21 protein-coding genes are annotated in these 18946 nt (G+C 66.8%); 7 read left to right on the top strand and 14 right to left on the bottom strand.

Annotation, left to right across the window (positions count from 1 at the left end; genetic code table 11):
- Nucleotides 1-52: 52 nt before the first annotated feature.
- The 3 genes from ACH3VR_RS21235 (at nt 53) to ACH3VR_RS21225 (ending at nt 1653) form a co-directional block, all read left to right on the top strand.
- Nucleotides 53-514 carry a zinc ABC transporter ATPase gene (locus ACH3VR_RS21235; RefSeq protein WP_397558332.1) on the top strand — a complete coding sequence of 154 codons (462 nt, stop codon included), beginning with the start codon at nt 53-55 and terminating at the stop codon, nt 512-514.
- 78 nt (nt 515-592) lie between these two features.
- Entirely contained in the window at nt 593-1399 is an 807-nt protein-coding gene (locus ACH3VR_RS21230) for a metallophosphoesterase (RefSeq protein ID WP_397558331.1), read from the top strand.
- A 38-nt stretch (nt 1400-1437) separates the two neighbouring features.
- Entirely contained in the window at nt 1438-1653 is a 216-nt protein-coding gene (locus tag ACH3VR_RS21225) for a hypothetical protein (RefSeq protein WP_397558330.1), read from the top strand.
- A 61-nt stretch (nt 1654-1714) separates the two neighbouring features.
- Here the strand turns inward: ACH3VR_RS21225 and ACH3VR_RS21220 are convergent, their stop codons facing one another.
- Both ACH3VR_RS21220 and ACH3VR_RS21215 read right to left on the bottom strand, forming a co-directional pair.
- Nucleotides 1715-2227, bottom strand: a complete 513-nt coding sequence (locus tag ACH3VR_RS21220; RefSeq protein ID WP_397558329.1) for a hypothetical protein — start codon at nt 2225-2227, stop codon at nt 1715-1717.
- Nucleotides 2224-2790 carry a hypothetical protein gene (locus tag ACH3VR_RS21215; protein ID WP_397558328.1) on the bottom strand — a complete coding sequence of 189 codons (567 nt, stop codon included), beginning with the start codon at nt 2788-2790 and terminating at the stop codon, nt 2224-2226. Before ACH3VR_RS21215 ends, ACH3VR_RS21220 begins: the two co-directional genes overlap by 4 nt.
- A gap of 186 nt (nt 2791-2976) precedes the next feature.
- On the opposite strand from ACH3VR_RS21215, the gene ACH3VR_RS21210 reads away from it, so the two are divergent.
- From ACH3VR_RS21210 to ACH3VR_RS21200, 3 genes are read left to right on the top strand one after another with little or no spacing between them, the layout of a single operon-like run.
- Nucleotides 2977-3573: an RNA polymerase sigma factor gene (locus ACH3VR_RS21210; RefSeq protein ID WP_397558327.1), complete on the top strand. Its 597-nt coding sequence runs from the start codon at nt 2977-2979 to the stop codon at nt 3571-3573.
- Entirely contained in the window at nt 3570-4037 is a 468-nt protein-coding gene (locus tag ACH3VR_RS21205) for a hypothetical protein (protein ID WP_397558326.1), read from the top strand. The genes ACH3VR_RS21210 and ACH3VR_RS21205 overlap by 4 nt, the downstream gene beginning before the upstream one ends.
- On the top strand, nt 4034-5449 hold the full coding sequence (locus ACH3VR_RS21200; RefSeq protein ID WP_397558325.1) for a DUF2079 domain-containing protein: 1416 nt from the start codon (nt 4034-4036) through the stop codon (nt 5447-5449). The genes ACH3VR_RS21205 and ACH3VR_RS21200 overlap by 4 nt, the downstream gene beginning before the upstream one ends.
- Nucleotides 5450-5646: 197 nt before the next feature.
- Here the strand turns inward: ACH3VR_RS21200 and ACH3VR_RS21195 are convergent, their stop codons facing one another.
- The 8 genes from ACH3VR_RS21195 to ACH3VR_RS21160 all read right to left on the bottom strand — a co-directional run bounded on the left by ACH3VR_RS21195 (nt 5647) and on the right by ACH3VR_RS21160 (nt 13571).
- Nucleotides 5647-6036 (bottom strand): hypothetical protein, encoded by a 390-nt coding sequence (locus tag ACH3VR_RS21195; protein WP_397558324.1) that lies wholly within the window; start codon nt 6034-6036, stop codon nt 5647-5649.
- Between the two features lie 46 nt (nt 6037-6082).
- On the bottom strand, nt 6083-6292 hold the full coding sequence (locus tag ACH3VR_RS21190) for a hypothetical protein (RefSeq protein WP_397558323.1): 210 nt from the start codon (nt 6290-6292) through the stop codon (nt 6083-6085).
- 106 nt (nt 6293-6398) lie between these two features.
- Nucleotides 6399-6674 (bottom strand): antitoxin Xre/MbcA/ParS toxin-binding domain-containing protein, encoded by a 276-nt coding sequence (locus ACH3VR_RS21185; protein ID WP_397558322.1) that lies wholly within the window; start codon nt 6672-6674, stop codon nt 6399-6401.
- On the bottom strand, nt 6671-9103 hold the full coding sequence (locus tag ACH3VR_RS21180) for a TniQ family protein (RefSeq protein WP_397558321.1): 2433 nt from the start codon (nt 9101-9103) through the stop codon (nt 6671-6673). Before ACH3VR_RS21180 ends, ACH3VR_RS21185 begins: the two co-directional genes overlap by 4 nt.
- On the bottom strand, nt 9100-10260 hold the full coding sequence (locus ACH3VR_RS21175; RefSeq protein ID WP_397558320.1) for a TniB family NTP-binding protein: 1161 nt from the start codon (nt 10258-10260) through the stop codon (nt 9100-9102). Before ACH3VR_RS21175 ends, ACH3VR_RS21180 begins: the two co-directional genes overlap by 4 nt.
- On the bottom strand, nt 10257-12407 hold the full coding sequence (locus tag ACH3VR_RS21170; protein ID WP_397558319.1) for an integrase: 2151 nt from the start codon (nt 12405-12407) through the stop codon (nt 10257-10259). The genes ACH3VR_RS21175 and ACH3VR_RS21170 overlap by 4 nt, the downstream gene beginning before the upstream one ends.
- A gap of 22 nt (nt 12408-12429) precedes the next feature.
- A complete protein-coding gene (locus ACH3VR_RS21165; RefSeq protein ID WP_397558318.1) occupies nt 12430-12852 on the bottom strand; it encodes a hypothetical protein in 423 nt (140 codons plus the stop codon).
- Nucleotides 12849-13571, bottom strand: coding sequence for a TnsA-like heteromeric transposase endonuclease subunit (locus tag ACH3VR_RS21160; RefSeq protein ID WP_397558317.1), 723 nt, complete (start codon nt 13569-13571; stop codon nt 12849-12851). Before ACH3VR_RS21160 ends, ACH3VR_RS21165 begins: the two co-directional genes overlap by 4 nt.
- Before the next feature lie 356 nt (nt 13572-13927).
- Between ACH3VR_RS21160 and ACH3VR_RS21155 the strand changes: the two genes are divergently transcribed.
- Nucleotides 13928-14248: a hypothetical protein gene (locus ACH3VR_RS21155; RefSeq protein ID WP_397558316.1), complete on the top strand. Its 321-nt coding sequence runs from the start codon at nt 13928-13930 to the stop codon at nt 14246-14248.
- Nucleotides 14249-14296: 48 nt separating this feature from the next.
- Here the strand turns inward: ACH3VR_RS21155 and ACH3VR_RS21150 are convergent, their stop codons facing one another.
- The 4 genes from ACH3VR_RS21150 to ACH3VR_RS21135 all read right to left on the bottom strand — a co-directional run bounded on the left by ACH3VR_RS21150 (nt 14297) and on the right by ACH3VR_RS21135 (nt 18897).
- Nucleotides 14297-15031 (bottom strand): TatD family hydrolase, encoded by a 735-nt coding sequence (locus ACH3VR_RS21150; protein ID WP_397558315.1) that lies wholly within the window; start codon nt 15029-15031, stop codon nt 14297-14299.
- Between the two features lie 32 nt (nt 15032-15063).
- Entirely contained in the window at nt 15064-16353 is a 1290-nt protein-coding gene (locus ACH3VR_RS21145) for a 7-cyano-7-deazaguanine synthase (protein WP_397558314.1), read from the bottom strand.
- Nucleotides 16350-16721, bottom strand: coding sequence for a hypothetical protein (locus tag ACH3VR_RS21140; RefSeq protein WP_397558313.1), 372 nt, complete (start codon nt 16719-16721; stop codon nt 16350-16352). Before ACH3VR_RS21140 ends, ACH3VR_RS21145 begins: the two co-directional genes overlap by 4 nt.
- Before the next feature lie 385 nt (nt 16722-17106).
- Nucleotides 17107-18897: a KAP family P-loop NTPase fold protein gene (locus ACH3VR_RS21135; protein WP_397558312.1), complete on the bottom strand. Its 1791-nt coding sequence runs from the start codon at nt 18895-18897 to the stop codon at nt 17107-17109.
- Between the last annotated feature and the right edge of the window lie 49 nt (nt 18898-18946).

The raw sequence follows: 18946 nt of genomic DNA, 5'->3' as shown, positions 1-18946 counted from the left end.
ACCCGTCACCGGCATGAGAGACTGCTCTGTTCTGCCGGGAAGGGGAACCACCGTGCCGCACGCAGAAGAGAACATCGACTGGGAACGGATCATCAGCGATATGATCGCGTGCAACACCGCGTCCGCACCCACCGAGCCCGGCGTCTATCGGATGCCGTGCGGGAACTGCTACGTCGACTTCTTCCACGCCTCGGACGGCACCGAACGGTGGCTCGTCCCCGGGGACGAGCGCAGCTACACCCGCGACACCGTCGCCACCTTCCGGCACGGCGACTACCCGTGGGAGCGGATGTACACGCTCGGCCATGCCGCCGCCGAGATCCGCCGTCGCGCCACCGCCGACGGCACACCCGTTGATGCCCTGATCGAGGAGCTGGCAGCGGCCGCCGCCGCGGAGGACGCGGCCGAGCCGGAGGAGATCGCCCGCATCGCCCGGGAACGTCCCGCCGATAGCGAGGAGATCCCACTCGCCGAGCTCGCCCGGAAGTTCGGGATCGACCTCGACGAACTCTAGGAATATCGATCCCGATCTACCGAAACACTGAACGCCGCGAGAACCTGCAAGACACCACACCTGCGAGGAGCGCTAGCCGTGAGTGAGTATCCGTGGTTCGACTTCGACCAGGTCGACTACGTCACCGCGGACACCCACTTCAGCCACGCCCGGATCAGCGAACTCGCAGACCGCCCATTCACCACGGTGGACGAGATGAACGCTGAGCTGATTCGCCGCTGGAACGAGACGGTCGCCCCGACGGATGTGGTGCTGCACCTCGGGGACGTCGCGCTCGGCCCCATCGAGGAATCGATCGCGCTCACCGCGCAGCTCAATGGTCGCCGATTCCTGGTGCCTGGAAATCATGACCGAGTGTCGCCGGCGACACAGTCCAAGAAGGCGATCGAACGGTTCGCGCCGCTCTACGAAGCGGCCAGGTGGACGGTTCTGCCGGAGGTGATCGAGGGCACCCGGCGCGGATACCGGATCCTCGCCTCCCACTACCCCTACAAGGGCGACTCCCAAGAGTCGGACCGGCACACAACGCACCGGCCGCGGTGGGACGACGGGATCCCGCTGCTGCACGGCCACACTCACGCGCGCGACCACGGCCCGAACGGGCACCAGTTCCACGTCGGCGTCGACGCCCACGACTACGCGCCCATCCCGTTCACCGTCATCGACGCCTGGATCCGCGAGCTCCCCGACGTCGAACCATGGCTCGACGTCGCAATCCGTGAAGCCCGTCAGACCATCGCGAACCTCGACGGCAGCGAGACCTCAAGATCCGACGCCCTGTTCTACACGATGGGCTACAACGAACTGCGGGTCGTGCTGGAAGAACTCCTCGCCGCGCTCGACTCCCCCCACCCACCACGCCACCGAACACCTGGGCCGTGTTGATCAAGTTTGGTTGGCGTCGGGTGGGCGAGTCATGACGGGTGGCGCGGCAGGAGATCTCTGACAAGGTCTTTGAGCACAGCGGGCACGAGATCGAACGACTCCGCGCCCAGAACGCCGACCTGCTGCGCACCGTCTCCCAGCTACGCGAGCAAGTCCGCAGCCTCGAGGACGATCTCGCGATCGAACGCACCGCCATCCGCGAACTCACTGGGCAGCCGGCAAACGTCACCAGCGATTCGCTTCGGCGACCGTGAGGTAACGGCGGAGCGGAACACCCGTTGCGATGCTGTCCCGCTCCGCCGCTACCTGGCTGGGCTATCGGGTGAGTGCGACGCTCTTTCCCGTCACTTCAGTCCCGAAGGTGATGGTCTGGTTGAGGCCACTGTATCCGGACATGCAGGGGTTGTTGCCTGCGTAGGACCAGCAGAGCTTCGCTCGGTAGTTGTTGCTCTTGAAGTTGCCCCGGTTGGGCCAGGTCCCGCTGGCGCCGGTACCGTCGAATCCGTACCACAGGTGCGGTGACAGGTAGCCCTGCCAGCATGCTCGGTCGCCGCTGCAGTTCGGCACCACTCCGAACGGTTGCATCTGCGGCGGTGCGGATTCGATGGCCACGAAGTCCCCAGTGGTGGGGTCCACGGTCAGCAGAGCTGGGTTGCCGGACTCGAACATGTCTCGCTCAGCTTCCGTGAAGCTGCTGAGCGGGTCATCCTCCACCGCCGCGGCGGCGGGGAGCCCTGCCCAAACGGACGCAACGACGAACAGCACAGCAGCGACCGCCGCAACGACGCGAGGGCGCATGGCGGTCGCCCTCGCGGTGGCGTGGGTCACGCTGCCCAACGGATGGACGAGGCGCGGTCGTTCATCGCGGCGCCGACGTTGCTCGAGTTCACGTAGTAGCCGTAGGACGCGCCGCCGTAGTTGGTGTTCTCGAAGATCGCGGTCTTGCAGTTCGAGTAGGACTTGAACGACGTGATGCGGTTGTCCCAGCCGAGCGGGGCGAGGCTGGTGTAGCCGTGGGCGTAGCCGTAGCAGCCATTCTGGGTGACGCTCGCTGCGTACGACGCGCCGCCGTAATTGTTGTGCTCGTAGAAGATCCCGATGACGGTGCTGGCGAGCGGTGCGACCTCGGCGCGAGCACTGCTGGAACCGTCGACGAGTTCGTCGCTGACTTCGAGCGCACCGTCGGGGGTGGACAAGACGATGCCGTAGGCCTCGTACACGGCGTCTGCGAGGTTGGCGTCGGCGTCGACGCACAAGGACTTCCCGGTATCGAGTTCCTGCCAACAGCTCTGGGTGCGGTCGATGGTGTCTGCAGTTGCCGCGGGTGCCGTGACGGCGGCGGCTCCGATCATGAGCAGGGATGCGGCGAGGGCGGCGAGTGGACGTTTCATGATGTTGGTCTGTTCCCTTCGGATCGACGATCTTCGTTCAGAGCCTTGCGAGGATCGCTACTCACACGCCAGAGCCCGACGAATACTGAGACCCTTTGCTCCGCACGGACAGTCGCCCCGACAGATCCGCAGGGTGGGAGAACATGGGTAGTCGAAGATCTCGCGTGTCGGAGGGAGTTGGCAGCAGTGGCGGAGCCCTTGCGTGCGTCCCGGTATCGGCAGGATCTCACCTCGGTCGATCACGTCGAAGACGACGTGCCACTGCTACTGCGCCTGCGCGATGGAGATGACACCGCTCTGAGCGAGCTCCATGACCGCCACGTTCGGACGGTATATCTGTTCGCGCGGAGCAAGGTTGAATCCTCATCAGACGCCGAAGAAGTGACCCAAGATGCATTCTTGTTGTTGTGGCGAAAGTGCCGTCGTATCGACCTGGCCGGCACATCTTGTCTGCCGTGGTTGTTGACCACGGCGAACTACCTGGCCCTCAACGTTCAGCGGGCGAGCAGGCGTAGGGCGAAGCGGGTTACGACTGTCCTGAGTGAAGACGATCTCACCTCCCCGAGCGAAGTAGACGCCGAAGCCGCGAGGAACCTGGAACTCGAACAGGTCCGAAGGATCATTACGGCTCTCCCGCCGATGGACCAGGACGTGTTTCGGCTGTGCATGGTCGAAGGGCTCAGCTACAAGCAGGCCGCGTATCAGCTTCACACCAGTCACTCGGCCGTACGGAACCGCCTGTCTCGGGTGCGCGGGGCGTTGAGAAAGCAGATGGACCGATGACCGTCGACGAGCCGAACTACGACCGGATGCGCGATGACCTCATGCGTGAGGTTCGGCGCCGCACAGACTGGAAACGGTCACGCAAGAGGGTCGGCGTCTTCATCGGCGCCGGGGTACTTGTCGCTGCTACGACGGGTGGGGCTCTGATCGCTCTCGCCTCCGCGGAGCTGCGCCACAACTCCGCGTACTGCTACGAGTCCCCTTCTTTGCAGAGCCGCGCTCAGCAGGTCGGAGATCCGTCCCCCATGGGAGACGACCGCGTTGTCCGCGCGATCGACCTCTGTGAGTCCGTGTGGCGAATCGGCGTGCTCGGCGGCGAGGACGACGGACCACCCCCTAACGACGGGCGGATCTATCCGGTGCCGGAGCTGATCGTCTGCTCACAACGTGACGGGACGCTCGCGGTGTTCCCGGACGAGAACGGTGTGGCCTGCAGCGATCTCGGCCTGGAGCCACCACGGTGACAATCACCCCGATCCGGGCGCTGCCCACCACGGCGCCGCGGACGCCCGATCGGCGCACGCGCACAGGATGGATCGCGTCGTTTGTCGTCGGGGTGATCGTCGCGGCAACCTACATCGTGTACGCGGCATGGCAGTGGTCGCAGTTCACGGTGAAGTCCTGGGACCTAAGTATCTTCGCCCAGTTGCTCGACAACTACGCCCGGCTACAACCGCCCATCGTGAACATCAAAGGCGATGGATACAACCTCCTCGGCGATCACTTCCACCCCCTCCTCGCGCTGATCGCGCCCGTGTACGCTGTCGCACCCCACGCGTTCACTCTTCTCGTCGTCCAAGCCGTGTGTTTCGCGGTTGCTGCCGCAGTCCTCACCCGTACCGCCACCGATAGCCTCGCCACCGTCGCGGGCGGGATCCTCCTCGGGCTCGCGTTCGCCTTCAGCTGGGGTCTGCAATACGCCGCAGAAGCCCAGTTCCACGAGATCGCCCTCGCCATCCCCTTGATCACCCTGTCGCTCAGCGCGCTGCTCGAGCGCCGCGATCTCGCCACCGTTCTATGGGCGGCACCACTGGTATTCGTCAAGGAAGACCTCGGCCTCACCGTCGCGATCATCGGGCTCCTTGTCGCCTACCGCTCGCGCAAACCCCTCGGGCTCTGGCTCACCATCTGGGGAATCGGCTGGTTCGCGATCGCCGTATTCATCGTGCTCCCAATCCTCAACCCCCAAGGCTCCTGGGCGTACGCGACCAACGCCAACCCGCTCACACTCCTCGCCGACCCTGCCGGCCTCTTCCACCCATCGAAAGGGCTCACACTCACGCTGATCCTGGTGATCAGCGGCGGGCTCGTCCTCCGGTCACCGATCGCTCTCGTCCTCCTGCCGACCCTCGGGTGGCGATTCCTGTCCAGCAACCACGGGTACTGGGGGCCGAGCTGGCACTACAGCGCCATCCTCATGCCGATCGTGTTCGTCGCCCTCCTGGATGGCATCAACCGCGGCCCCGCCACCCGGTGGGCCTGGGTTCGCAGCTACAGCCGCCACGGCGCCGCAATCGCCGTCACCGCGGCAACACTGCTCCTCCCCACACTCCCGCTCTGGTCACTTCTCACACGCAGCGCTTGGGAACCGGCCGACCGGGCCGAGGCAGCAACCACAATCCTCGACACGATTCCCGCCGGTTCCTCGGTCGAGACCGACATTGGCCTCATGTCCTATCTCGTCGACGACCACGACGTCTACTGGCTCGGAAACACCAACCCCACCCCGGACTGCATCCTCATCGACCGGATAGCCGGAGGCACACCAAACGAATGGGGCACCGCCCTTGAGGTCGCTGCCCGACTCCACCCAGGAGTCACCTACCACGTCATAGCCAAGCAGAGCGGATACGAGCTCGCCTGCCACGAGCTGTGATGTCCAGGGACGTTGCTACGTGAATCGCGGGTGATCTGGTAACGGGCGAGGGCCTCCCGGTGTGAAGTGGAGCTGTCTCGGAACCGCGGCACGCAACACAGGAAGCCCTCGTGTCCCACGGTGAGGCTGCTCTGACGCCGCGCGCACGACCCGCTCCAACTCCGTGAGGACCTTGTCGACACGCCACCGAACGTCCTCTAAGGGTCGGTCCGCCGCGGCGGCAAGTCATACGTGTCCCCGGGTGTGAACAGTTCGCCTGCCGCGGGGCCGGATCGAAGGGTGCGCGCTTCCCGTCTGAAGCGGATCCAACCGCGGCGTCGCCAGTGCACCATCGTCAGATATCGCACCGACGCCGATGACCACGCCTCCTGACGCGCCGCGGCATCGGGGTCGTGGGCGGCGAGCTCGGCGAACACCTCTCGGAACGTCGGCGGCTGACCCCGTTCGCGCGTGTGACGGTGGATGAACTTGACGGCGCGACGCGCCCACACCGGCGCCGTCTCGTCAGCGGTGAGCTGCGTGAACAGGGGCGCGAGATGCGGTGCCGACCACGGCTTCTCGTACACTTCAGCGTCGTTCGACACCACCCTGCGGCTCCCCTCAGCGGTCATCTCAGACCTATCACCGCCGAGCTCAGTCATGGGCATGGGCGTCGTCGGAAGCATGATCCTCGCCAGGGGAGGATGTCAGGTTCTCGCGTAGATCGGCGGGCGAGGCTGTGCTCGGCAACGGCGGCGCATCGATGACTGCTTGCAGTGCCGTGGTGTATTTCTCTCCGGTCGCCTTCATGCGTTCCCGGGCGGCGTGTTGCAGTCGACGCGAGGTTCGCTTCTTCTCAGTCATGATGAGCTCCTTTGATTGTTCGGAAGCGGATCCGCCCGTTGCGCCGCCATTGCACCGTCGTCACGTTCAGGCCCGACGGTGACGTCCACGCCTCCCATGCGTCAGCTCAGCGTGATCCGCCGGCTACTTCCACCTCTATGGCATCCATCACGGTCTCCACGCCGGTCAGGGCGAGGACGTCGATGGGGCGGGCTCCATCGAGGTGCGAGTTGGTGCTGGTCAGCCAGACATCGATGGCGGGATCGGTCCAGAGCTCGCGCAACCGCGCTCGAACGGCGGCGACATCGTACGCGACGCTCTCTTCGATGACGGTGCGTCCGAGCCGCGCGGCATCGTCGCCGAACAGCGGGCTCTCGCCTGTGGTTGTGTTATCGCCGGTCATGCTGACGTCCTTCCCGGTTCGAGGCAGACGCTCCCGTCAGGCAGTACTCTTTGGAGTTCGCGGGTCAGGCGCGCGCCGAGGGGTGTGAGAGTCATGGGGCGGCCGCGGGCTCCTGCGGTCAGAAGGGGACCGCCGGCGTCGCGGCTGAGCCGTGCGAGCTGCTTGCTGAGGGTGCTTTGGGTTGTCCCGATTTCGGTAGCCGCGGCCCGGATGCTGTTGTGGCGGGCGGCGATCAGGAACCGGCGGGCACGCTCGATCGGGTATCGCCCGTTGACGGTTCGGCGCAGGAGCGGCGATGCTCCCGCGAGCGGGTGCGGGTGCAGGGTTGCGACTTCGCTCGCGCTCCCGGCGGGGCGGATCGGGATCCCCGCATCCCGCAGTCGGCGACTGATCGTCGGGGTGGTGCATCCGACGAGGGAGGCGATCTGGCCGATGGTGAGCCGTTGGTCGAGGTACTGGTGTCGTAGCCATCGCTCATCGACCACATGCATGGGCGGTCGGCCACGACGCGTCGGGGTGGATCGGTCAGCGAGCAGCCGGGAGACGGTCTGTCGGGACACCCCGGCCAGTCCGGCGAGCTCGTACGTGCTGGAACCGGCCCGGTACCGATCAGTGATGCTGTCCGCGCCGACGCTCGCGTCGATCCGAGCGCTGGCAGGCCGGGCGGGAGGCCACGACGGCTCGCCGGGGGCGTCTACGGTCGTGCCGATGTCGAACGGTGCGAGCGGTGGCGTCCATGCGAGAGGTTCGTGGATGCCGTGGGCGGCGAGGAACTCGTCGCCAATCCGGTTGAGGTCCGCGCGCAGTTTCTCGGGGATGTGGCCCACGAACCTCGTCTCGGACGGGAGGGTGACGTCGGCGGCATCCCAGCCCTCTGGCATTGCTCGCAGGGGGTTCCCGGTGATCAGACGGAACAGGTGCGCCCGAGCGTGCCGGTGTCGGCGCCCCGCTCCTGCGTGCACATTGTGTCTGCGGCATACCTCGCGCCACTGCGTGTCGGGCAGTAGTGCGCTGCAGTCGAGGGTTCGTCGGCGCGCGTAGTCGATCGGTGGCTCATGGCTGTCGAGGTAGGCGACGAGGCGAAGGATCACTCCCAGTGCGAGGTGTTCATGTTCTCCGCGACCGAACTCGCGCATCACGTTGGTGACCTGCCGCACCGGCGCTTCCGAGTCCAGCAGCGCGAGGGCGGCGGCGTGGGTCAGCCGGGTGCCGGCGAACACGACGGCCGCGGCGAGAGCGGACGCCGCGATCTCCCTATCCATTCGTCCTGGGGCGAGCACGGCCGTCCACTCGTCCCACAACTGCGCGGGCACCTTCCGTGCCCGCTCCTCCGCGTCGACATCGACCAGGGCAGCGGATTGGAGGAACCCGGTGGGGCGGCGTGTGCGACCGAACGACGCCGCGATCAGCGACTGCACCTGCGGAGTGCTCAACGTGTAGGACGTGCTGGCAGCGAGGCGGCCGCGCAGCAACTCGATCGTGCGATCCGTGTCTCCCAATGCCGCGATGGCGATCGCCGTCCCTGCGGCCGAGGCGGCCGAGGTCGACGACGAAGACCAGGATGTGTCAATGCCTCCCCTGCGCAGATGCTCGAGCAACTCCGTCCCGAGCACCGCGCTGTCAACCTGGCCGTCGTTCAACATGACGCGAGCCGCGCGGGAGAGCAGCCGAACATCCTCGAGGACACGCACCGCGGGCTGCGGGGCGTCCGCGTAGATCCCGAACCTGCCTTCCCCCGTGGACACGACCCGCATCATCGTCCGCTGGGCATGCAGAACCGCCTCCGACGCCGGGATTCGATCTGTGTCGACTGTGAGGTCGGCGCGGCAACGGCTCGCGATCGGCCCGACCGCCGCACCGCGCACCCGGTTGTGGCACTGGCCGGGCACGGGGATCACGGCAAGCGGATGCCCCACCTGGCGCGGATGCCGCCCGCATGAGGGGCAGGCGTCGACGAGGATCCGGCGATGCCTCGTGCACGCGAACGCGAACGGGAACTGCCACGACATCCGCCACCGCCCACCCGAGTCAGCCAGACACTCCGGGCAGAACCGGCCTGCGGTCCCCGCGGCAGCGCACCGGACGCTGATCCTCCCATTGCGGGTGCGGCGGATCGCATGCCGCGCGAACTGCATCCTCGTCATCTCCTGAAACTGCGCCGCCGGGATTCCCGTCGCCTGCTCCACCCGACCCGCCTGCGCGTCGGTCAGTTCGGTCGCCCATGCGTTCGCCATCCACCATGTCGCCGACACCGCCGTCCCATGACGCTGCTCGATCAGACCCAGCGCGCACCCGACCTCCGCGATCGTCGCCCGGTTCGCAGCCGCCAACGCCTCCACCCACGAATCAAACGGCTCATCCGGCAGCGGCCGCACCCGAAACGGCAGCACCCGCACATCGGCCGAGCGCAATACGTTGTTCGTTGTCATGCGGCGGCCGCCTCGCCGTCCTTGTTCTGGCGGCGGCGTCGTGCTTTCTGGTTCCGCAGCTGCTGTTCGAGCTTCGCCTCGAGTTCACGTCGCTCGGTCTCGGCGCCCTCGTCGATGCGGATGTCGTCGAGCAGTTCCCGGTCGATGGCCTCCCGGCCGGTGCGGATTGCCCGGGATGCCCCGCGCCGGATCAGGTCCATCAGAGAGCCGATATTGCCGGTCGAGCGCGCGAACAAGTACCGGGACAGGTCAACCAGCATCCCGGGGCGGGCATCGGTGAGGACGAGGGCCTGTTCGATACCGAACAACAGCCGGTCCCATTCCTCCCGGGCCCTCTTGTGGGTGAGGGTGAATGGGCTGAGCCCGAGGACGGTCCATCGGCGGAAGGTCTGCGCCATTGCCGCTTCCTGTCCGGTGTGTCCTTCGCCGACCAGGCCTCGGGCGCGGAGGGCGACGCCAGCGAGCAGGAAGGTGGCGTTGTACTCGTTCGCGAGCCACTTCAGTTGGTTGGCGACCTCGACCCCGTCGCGGGTGCGCATGTTCAGGAAGTGCAAGTCGTCGACGATCACCAGCCGGGTGTCGTGCCGTTCGATGCATTCCGCCGCCGCCCGCGCCAAATCCCGACCGGCCATGGAGCGGTGCAGGATGCCGGCCGTGGCGGGGTGGGCGTAGAACCCGAGGATCATCATGTGGAGCCCCTTGATCGTCAGCCGCCCCGTCAACGTGACATGACACACCGGCAGATGCCTGACGTCCCTGTCCTGATCCAGCCACTCCCCGTCCTCGGCGATCCGCTGCTGGTGGAACACGCGGCCGAAGTTGTTCACCACGGTCGACTTGCCGAGCGCCGGCGGGGCGTCGATCGCCGCGGCAGACTTCACCCGGTCGGAGTCCTGCAGGTTCGAATCGAGGATGTCCGCCAACTGGAGTTCGATGTCCTCGACCTGCCGGGTGCGCAGCAGGATGTTCGCGTGCCACACCCGCCTCTCCAGGTCGTAGACGGCTCGGTCCTGCGGCGACATGCCGTCGAGCTGGTCGCGGGTGAGCGGTTCGGGGCGGCCGCGCGCGGGTCGTTCGGCGAAGTCCGTCCAGCCCTCATAGGTGGACAGGCTTCGTTGGCGCGTCGACAGCTGCGGTTCGCTGGTGGGGGTGGTCATCGGAGCATCTCCATCGGCTCGAAGTGGTAGTCGCCGCGGATGGTGGGCTCGTCGATGTCGTCCTCATCGTCGTCATCGCCCGTCTCGGGCAGGTCGACCCGTCGGCGCGGGTCGCGGACGGAACCGGTGAGCTCGGTGGCGAGATCGGACGAGGCGGTCAGCTCGGCGTCGAGCATCCTTTGCACGGTGCGCAGCGACCACACCCCGTCCGGGTCCGGGTCCTTGTCATTCAGCTGCGCGGCCATCCGGGCACTCATCCGCCGCTCCGACGGAGTCAACCCGCGCCCGGCGCCCCAGTCCTCCAACAGCTGCGCGGCAACATCATCCACCTGGGAAGGGCGGCCCTGCCGGATCGCGATCTTCTTCGCGTACTCCAGCGCGTCCAAACTGAACGGGGCGTCGAACGCGCCCTTATGCTCCCATTCGAGGGTGTGCCAAGTGTGGTCCTCGGGGTCGTGGAAATAGATCCTCGTGAGATCGTCCGGGTTCACGAAGAACGGCCATTCCGTGCCCTTGTCCCGGTGGATCGACCGGGCACGGTTGCGGTACTTCGCCACCGACTCGCCGGTGTAACGGAGCTTGTGGATCTCGACTCCGTAGTGATTGAACTGCCGCTTCACGACCGGCAGCAGCTCGAGCAGTACGTTCCGGTCGGTCGGCATCCGCAACGCCCCCGCCACGGCGAGGCCTTGGTCATACTTCTGCGCTGGGCTGAGGTTCACCCCGGGGAGGTTCGGATCGGTGAGGGAGTCGTGGGGGCGCAGGTGATAGACGGTCGCGATCCATTCGCGGATGATCTGCTCCAGCTGCGGAATCGTGTAGACCGCTTCACCCTCGGCGTCGTCCCCGCGACCTGACACGTCAGCGCCCTTGTAGCCGGGCAGTTCCTGCAGGAACGTGTCGAGGGTGCGGAAGAACCTCTCCACCGGGCTTTTATCCGTGGGTTGGTAGATCCGCGCCGGCTGGATCGAGATCCCCAGCCGCGCGCACGCACTGGTGACATGCTCCGACAGGTAGGGCGCGCCGTGGTCGACGATGATGGTCTCCGGCAGGATTCCGGCTCTTAAGAATCGTGGCACCCGGGTGTTGGTCGGGTCGACCAGGATCGTGCTCGGGAGGCCGTGGTACGGCCATCGTGCCGTGGTGTCCCAGTCCGGTGGGGTGTCGAACGGTTGGCAGGTTTCCATCAGTACCCCGGCGACGTCGATCGACTTCGTCGAACCGGGGGTGAGCCGCACGCCGAGGATGCACCGCGAGTACAGGTCCATCGCCAACGTGAGGTCCGCGCACACCCACTTGCCGGTCACCGGGGCGACCGCGAACACGTTCAGCGGAGTGGTGTCCATCAGAACGTACTCGCCCGGTCTGGTCGCCGACAATCGCCCGTAGGGCGCGGGCGGGCGGTTCGCGTTGGACCGTTTCCGTTTCGTGCTGCCCGAGAAGGTGGCACGTCCGCGGGTGAGTTCGTCGAGGATCTTGTACGCGGCGCTTCGTGAGGGCTCCCGCACCGCGCCGGGCCCGTGCGTGCGCTCGACCCGAGCGTGGATGCGACCGATGATGACGCTCTTGGCGACCTTCGACTCGGCCGTCTGCTCGTCGATCACTTGCCGAGCTGCCGCGACCCAGCGGTCGTCGAAGTTGACCAGCGACTGCCCGGGCTGGGCGCTCCGGCAGTCCACTAGCCCCACCTCCCCGGCATCCTTGTATTGCGCGATCCATCGTGCAATGGTGCGCTTCCCCTTCCCGAGTTCGGCGGCCTTCGCGGCGGTCCGTTCGCTCAGGCTGCGGGACGGGTGGAACTCCAGGCGGGGTTCACCGTCGCGGGCGGCGTGGCGGGTACCGGACTTGTAGCCGGTGAGCACCTCGCGGATGTGATCGGAGCGTTCGGCGGATTTCGCCTTGACGGAGTCGGTCGCATCCGACCAGATCACCGCCAGCGGGATGTCCTGCTCCTGGCGGGTGTGGCCGGGGATGTGGGTGTTGCCGCCCTCGCTCGCCGGCCGGAGCACCTCTGCCAGCCGCAGTCGGCGGGTGCGGCCGGCTCGGTCGCGGGTGATGATCGCTCCATCGCAGATCTCGACGATGGTGCACGGGTCGCCGTCGTAGACGAGTTCCGACCCGGCCTGCAGTGTCCATGTCGCAGTCATCGGAGTCCTTCCCTTTCTGGTGTCACGCCGCCTGCGGCGGGGTGGTCTCGGGGGCGGCGTACAGGTGCACCACCGGGCGCGGGATGGCCGGAAGCGGCCTGCGGGACACCCGGGAGCTGAAGGCCTCCCGGAGGTACGCCTGGACATTGCGGTGATACTCGGTCACCTCATCGGTCTCCCACGGGGCGGCCGTGGGAGGCTTCGGTGCCGTCACGCCAAGGGACTCGCATGCGCGGATGGTCACTTCGGCGGGTGACTCCGCCACCGGGGCTTCGGCGACCGCCGCTGTCTGGATCGCTTCGAGGACCTGCGCTGTCCTCAAGTGGCGGGTGTGGCCCCGAGTGTCCCGGGCGACCACGGTGCCGCCCACCACGCGGTGCACGGTGAAGCTCTCGCCTTTGTGAGTGATGGTCGCCCCGTGGCGAAGGGTCTGGTGACTGGTCATGTCGGCTCCAACAGGCTCGTCGTGTGCAACAGATGGGTGAGGTCCGTGCGCAGCTGCCGTCTCCACAGCAGATGCAGCACGAGGGAACGAGCGGCCCGCGGGTCGCCCGCGATCGGGGATGCGGCGCGCACCGCTTCCCCGAACGTCATCGGGGTTCGCACCTCGTCGACGGCAGCGGCGATCTCCGTGTCGACGAACTGGAACGGGCGCCGGTATCCGGCGAGGAACTGCACGTTGGCCAGCAGTACCGGGTCTGGTTCGGACTGCACGCGGTACTCCCAGCCGTGCGCCTCGACAACTCGCCGCGACCATGCCAACGACTCGCGCACCTTCGGCAGCGTCAGCCGGTCGGTGGGTTTCACGTCCACCACGCACACCGAACCGTCGGTGTGCGCCAGCAGATAGTCGGGGATGTGCTTACGGGTGGCGCCCCGGTCGGTGCCTTCCAGGAGGAACGGCTGCGAGAGGATCCACTCCACCCGCGGGTCGAAGTCGGCGAGCAGCAGATTCGCGTACTCGAGCCGCGACTCGTACCCGACGGGGGCTTCCATCGTCGCCGACCAGTAGCTGCCCGAGAAATGCTGCTGCTTCCGATACCAGCGGAACACGCGCCAAGGCACCGCCGTGTCGAACATGCGCAGCCGCACATCCTCCAGGGAGACGGCGTCGACGAGATCCTCCGGCCTGCGGATCCGGACCATCGACGCCGGCCCGGTCACCGCAGCGCGGCCTTCCACACCCGGCGCGGTATCCCGCACCCAGACCCGCGCCGGCAGCTCTGCGAGATTCGACGGCCGGCGGTGAACATGCCGCCATCGTGGGCGCTACACAGCCGCGACCGGTATGTGCATTTCCGCCATGAAATCGGGCTTCACGATTCAGGAATGCGCCATTGACTTTCGCGGGAAATCGAGATATCAGAATCCCGAATTTATGCCCAGTGAATGTCACATTCAGAGGTAGTGTACGTCACATAGATAACACCCCGTCAACCCCACCAATATAGGTACCCGGAGAGGCGGATTCTCGGGGAAAGTGGGCGCCTCGGCGGGCGGGGTGTGCGACACTCAAGGACATGACCATGGTGGAACCGATCGCGCCGGCGGACTCCCGCCTGGTCTTCGGGAACAGCCACATGTACACCGTCATGGTCGAGATTGCGGCCCAGCGGGGGGACACGTTCTCCTCCAAGCTGATCGCCGATGGCACACACCTGTCGCCGGGCATCGTGCACCCCCTGATCCAGAAGCTGCTGCGCGCACGCTGGATCGAGTTCGTCCAACGTGTCCCTGGGGAGCGGACCATCCTGTACAGGGTTCGAGAGAATCCGTGGTGGATTGCCGCCAGCTGCTATATCGACGAGCGGGCGTCGCTCGTCGAGCACAAGGCGAGCTGACCCGGCCCACGGTGACCACCTACCGCCGCCGGCCGCGCCGCTGCCGCCTCAGCTGACGGACCGGTTCATCTGTCCAACCGCGGACGGCAGCAAGTGCCCGACACCTGTGGCATCGACCAGGGTGGCGAAGTTCTTCCAGACGGTGTCGCGCACGACGTCAGGCGCGACACCGAGAGACCGTGCGATACGGGCCTCGACCGGTTCCACCCGGCCGGGCCGCCGCGGGGACGGGGAGAACCGATCACCGCTGGGATGGTCCGTCTCGACGAGAAGCCGCTCGCGCGGGATAGCCCGCAGCGCCTCGGGAGAGCGGGTCATCGAGTGGTTGACCGAGAAATAGCAGCCCAGCGCGACCGCCTCCCGGGTCTCTTCCGGGGTGCCCAACCACCAGTGAAGAACCGCCCCGGCACGCAGTCGAGACGCGCGCAGCACATCCAGCACGGCACCGGTCGCCTGATAGCTGTGAATCGAGACAATCCGTGGTGACGTCTCGACTGCCCGCACGATGACTGCGAACGTCGCCCGCTGGGCGTCGTGGGGTACGCGGGACGCGCCATCAAGCCCCACCTCCGCCACATACGGGGTCGACTGGACCATCGCCGTGAACCGATCCGGGTCGAATCCGCGGTGGGCACCGACAAGGCCCGGGTGACACCCCACCCCCCACACACTGGCACGATCCGAACGCGACTGCACCCGCGCGAACTCGTCGAGGGAGCGGGTTGCGATCAGGACGACCGCGCCCAGCTTCTCGAGCTCGAGCGGTGGAATGTCCAACGCCACGTGCGCATGCGTGTCCAGGGGAGGGAGGCGTCTCATCCCAGATAGTTTCCCAACTCCGCCAACCCTCGCGCATACAGGGCCCGCGCGTCAGCGACGGTGAGGCCCGGGGGCAGCGGGATCGTCATCAGGAAGCTCTCGTCCACGCCGGCATCGACGAAGTCTCGCACCGCGTTCTCGATCGACCGTTGTTCCGCATACTCCGCGAACCGTCCGCCGCGGTCGGCGAGGTACGGGGTGGCATCGGGCAGATCTGCCGCAGCGAACGCCGCGCGGCGCAGGACACACCCAAAGCACTTTCCGCAGTGCGAACCGCTGGCGACCTCACCCAGGTACTGCTGGTCGCTGTGCGAGCACGAGTTCGTTGCACTGAGAAATGCCGCGGCCCGTTCAGCGCCGACCAGCTCGACGACGCGCCGGTACTCGTCTCCCTTCGTCAGCGCCTGGAACGGATTCTCGATCTCGCCGTACCCGCCCAGCTCGGTCAGCAGCGACCCGACGCGCCAGAGGAACCAGGGCTGTGTCGTCCGGGTCGACAATGCCCCCACCCGCTCCGGGCCCAGTGGAGGGTTGATGGAGGCGAAACCGTTCTCGGCGATCCACAAGCCGTGACCGCTCTGGCTTGCCACCGCGAGCCCCAGCGCGAGGAACAGCAACGATCGCGAGCGACTGGAAGGCTCCCGCCGAAACCGTGTGCCGTTGAGGCGATGCGACCTGCGCTGCAGATGCACCTGGTGATGGTGGAGGGTCGTCCCGCTGAACAGCACCTCCAGGGCTGCGGCGACCCGCTGCTGCGGGGCACTCGCCCCCGCACCCGAGCTCGAATGAGACACCAACCGCTGACCCCCTCCGGGTCGGAGCGACGCCGCGGACACCAGCGCGCCAGACGCGGAGTCCGCCCCGCCGCTGACCAGGACCGTTCGCACCGCTGTGTCCGGGACGAGCGCACCACCCGCCTCGGGCGGGGCGAGCTGGGCGAACTGCAGGGTCCACCGGTCACCGGTGAGGAATGCGAGGGTCCGTTCGAAGCCCGCCGCGGCGGCATGCCACTCCTCCCCGTGGACCACGGGAACGGTCAGGACGAAGTCCCGCTGATTCCAATTCGACCCACCCCGTTCACGCCGCACCGAATGGTCGGCGACGTAGACGGTGAGGGCCACGCGGACGAAGTCGGCGTTGACCGAGGGAACTGTCCCGAGTTGGCGCAGGTCCGGCCTCAGCCCGGTATTGAAGGAGTCGCCTGCGGTGCCATCCCACAAGAACACCTCGTCCGCCCTGCTCTTGGCAGCATCCTCCCGGGACAGGCACAGCGCGATGCTCGTCACGACTCCTCCCCATAGATAGCAAGAAGATCCGTCACGCCGGTTTGGACCGCACTGCTGATGGACGGGCCGTCCAGGGTTACCGCGGCGACGTCGAATCGCATCGCCCACGCCTTCGCGGCCAGCCTGATCTCCTCTTCCGCGGAACGGCGTAGCGCGGCGCTGGGCTCTTGGCGGATGCGGTCACCGACCTCGGTCAGGATGGATCGCGCGATCATCAGCTCGACGGTGTGGCGCACGATCTGCGCCGGATCCCTCGGAGTCTCGAGCGTCCACGTCACCAGGTCCGCGACGATCAGTCGCGCCTCCCCGTCGGCGATCGTGCTGTCAGGCTCCGACTCGAACGCGGCCTCGACGATGCGCCGGCGCACCTCGAGTGGATCGTCGAGGGCGCGAAGCTCATCAAGGTCGAGCCCGGCCGCCTCCAGCGGGGCGCGCTCACCCCTCAGGTATGCGGTGGACAGTGTCGCGGCGCTGCCGGCTGGGCCTGCTACGCGGGCGGCCGAGCGCTGCGCTCCGCCACTAGAGCGGCCGCCACCGGAGCCGCCGGACCCTCCGGTGCGACGCGATCGGCCACCACCCGACGGGCCGGACCACAATCGCAGCGCACCCCCCACCCGCTTCGGATCCAGGTGCCCGTCGGTCGCGGGACCACCCGTCGTGGGCGCCGACGGTGCGGACGCGCCATCAAGCCAGTCACTCAGCGCATCCCTCATCCCGGCGGCAGCTGCACCGCCGCCACCCTTGTACACACCACTAGTTCCCATCAGAAACCACCCCCGGACCGAGAAGCGAGGTCAACGCCTTCGAGGTATCGGTCTCGTCGCCACCCACCACACGCCATCCCTCGAGAACGCCAACGTACGGCGCCTCGATGGAACGGAACAGCATCACCGTCGACGCATTCACATCGGTCGCACGCAACCGCGCCAGGGCGACCAGCGCCTCGGGCAGGACCCCCGGATGCAGGCGCGCCAACGTGATGATCGCGTTCACCGCCGCGAACTGCACGCCCGGCTCATCCTGCAGGCGCCGGCCCAGATGATCGAGCAGCACCGACAAATCCCCCAACGGGAGAGCCTGTAGCTCCTCCTGAGACACCGCCTCACGTTCAACCTGTGACCGCGACGCCAACGCCGCAGCAATATCCCGCAGCTGCTCCGGGAGCCCCTCGTCAACGAGCAACCGACCGTGGAACGCTGCCGCCAGCGTCAGGTACCCTCCAGCCGCCGCTGCATCAAGAGCAGGCGGAAGCTTCGCCCACCGAATCATGGTCGCCGAGAACGACTCCTCATCCCCGCCCTCCACACCATCCACGGCAGCGCCGTTGGAGCCAGACTCGGCAACCTCAGCCAGACGCTCCAGCCGCGGACGCAACACCCCCGCGCTAAGCCAACCCAGCAGCGTGTCGAAGTCGGCCGGCAACGTGCGCTCCAACACCATCAGCTTCGCGACCGCATCCGGCGACAGCGCAATCCCTCGCCGATCCGCGATCGACTGCCGCACGTTCAGGTCGTTCATGAACCGTTTGATACGCCGCGGATTCGCCTGCAACTTCTCGTACAGAATCGGGGTCAGTCGCGCCGCGCTCTGCATCGCAGACCGCAACGGCCCATCCTTCGGCAACTCCAGGTCATCGAGGCTCCCGGCCGCGACGCGCAACTCACCACACGCCCGCACCAACCCCTCGAAGGCATCGTCACCCCCGCACCCCTGCTTCGCCAGGAGCAGGAACAGATAGGCCCGCGTATCGAACGAGCTCAGCGCCGGAACCGGCACCGTCGTCTGCACGATCTTGTGGAGATACAGGCTCGCGACACTCTCCCGCCCATCCCCGACCAGAGGTGTTCCAAGATGCATCCGGATCGCCTCCGCGACTCGCGCCTCATCCGCAGCCACGACGAAGCACATCCCAGGAACCGACAAGAACAAGCGGATCGTCTCGAGAGTCTCTACCACGGTCGGCGGAAGGCACCGATCGAGATCGTCGACCAAGACGACGACTCGCGACACATGCGCGAGAGCCGGATCGGCCAACAGCTTCTGGAACTCCTCCTTGAAAGACGCCATACCCTTCGGCGAATCCAGAGACTCAGGGTCGTCACTCACCAAATCGAAAACATCGTCCAGCGACGGAAGCTGCAGGGTCAGCGCCGTCCGCGCCGCCATCTTCACAGCCTTGGACCAGTTCACCCGTCGCACCAGCGCCCGCAGCGCTGTCAACCCAGCGCTCCCCACAGGATCCGTCGCGTTGAACTCGGCACTCAACGCACCCAGGATCTCCGCGATCAGGCTCTCCTTCGCACCCACCGTCGGGTCGTACTGCCACGGATTCGACCGCACCACGACCACTACCTGATCGTCCGCGTTCTTCGCCGCGATCCGACTCTCAATCAGATGCAGCACCGTCGTCTTGCCACTACCCCAGGCGCCCTCCAGACCGAGCGCAACTGGGTCCAACTCGCCGTCGAACAACGCGTCGACCACGGTGTCCGCGATCGCATCGAACGACAGCAAATCCGTCGCCGACGGCTCATCCGACCACAACCGAAAATCCGACCCCATAACAACCCCCATTGCTTCGGAACCCAAAACT

This window comes from Microbacterium alkaliflavum (assembly GCF_044325405.1).
GTDB lineage: Bacteria > Actinomycetota > Actinomycetes > Actinomycetales > Microbacteriaceae > Microbacterium > Microbacterium alkaliflavum.
This window is presented reverse-complemented; position numbering and strand designations above follow the sequence as displayed.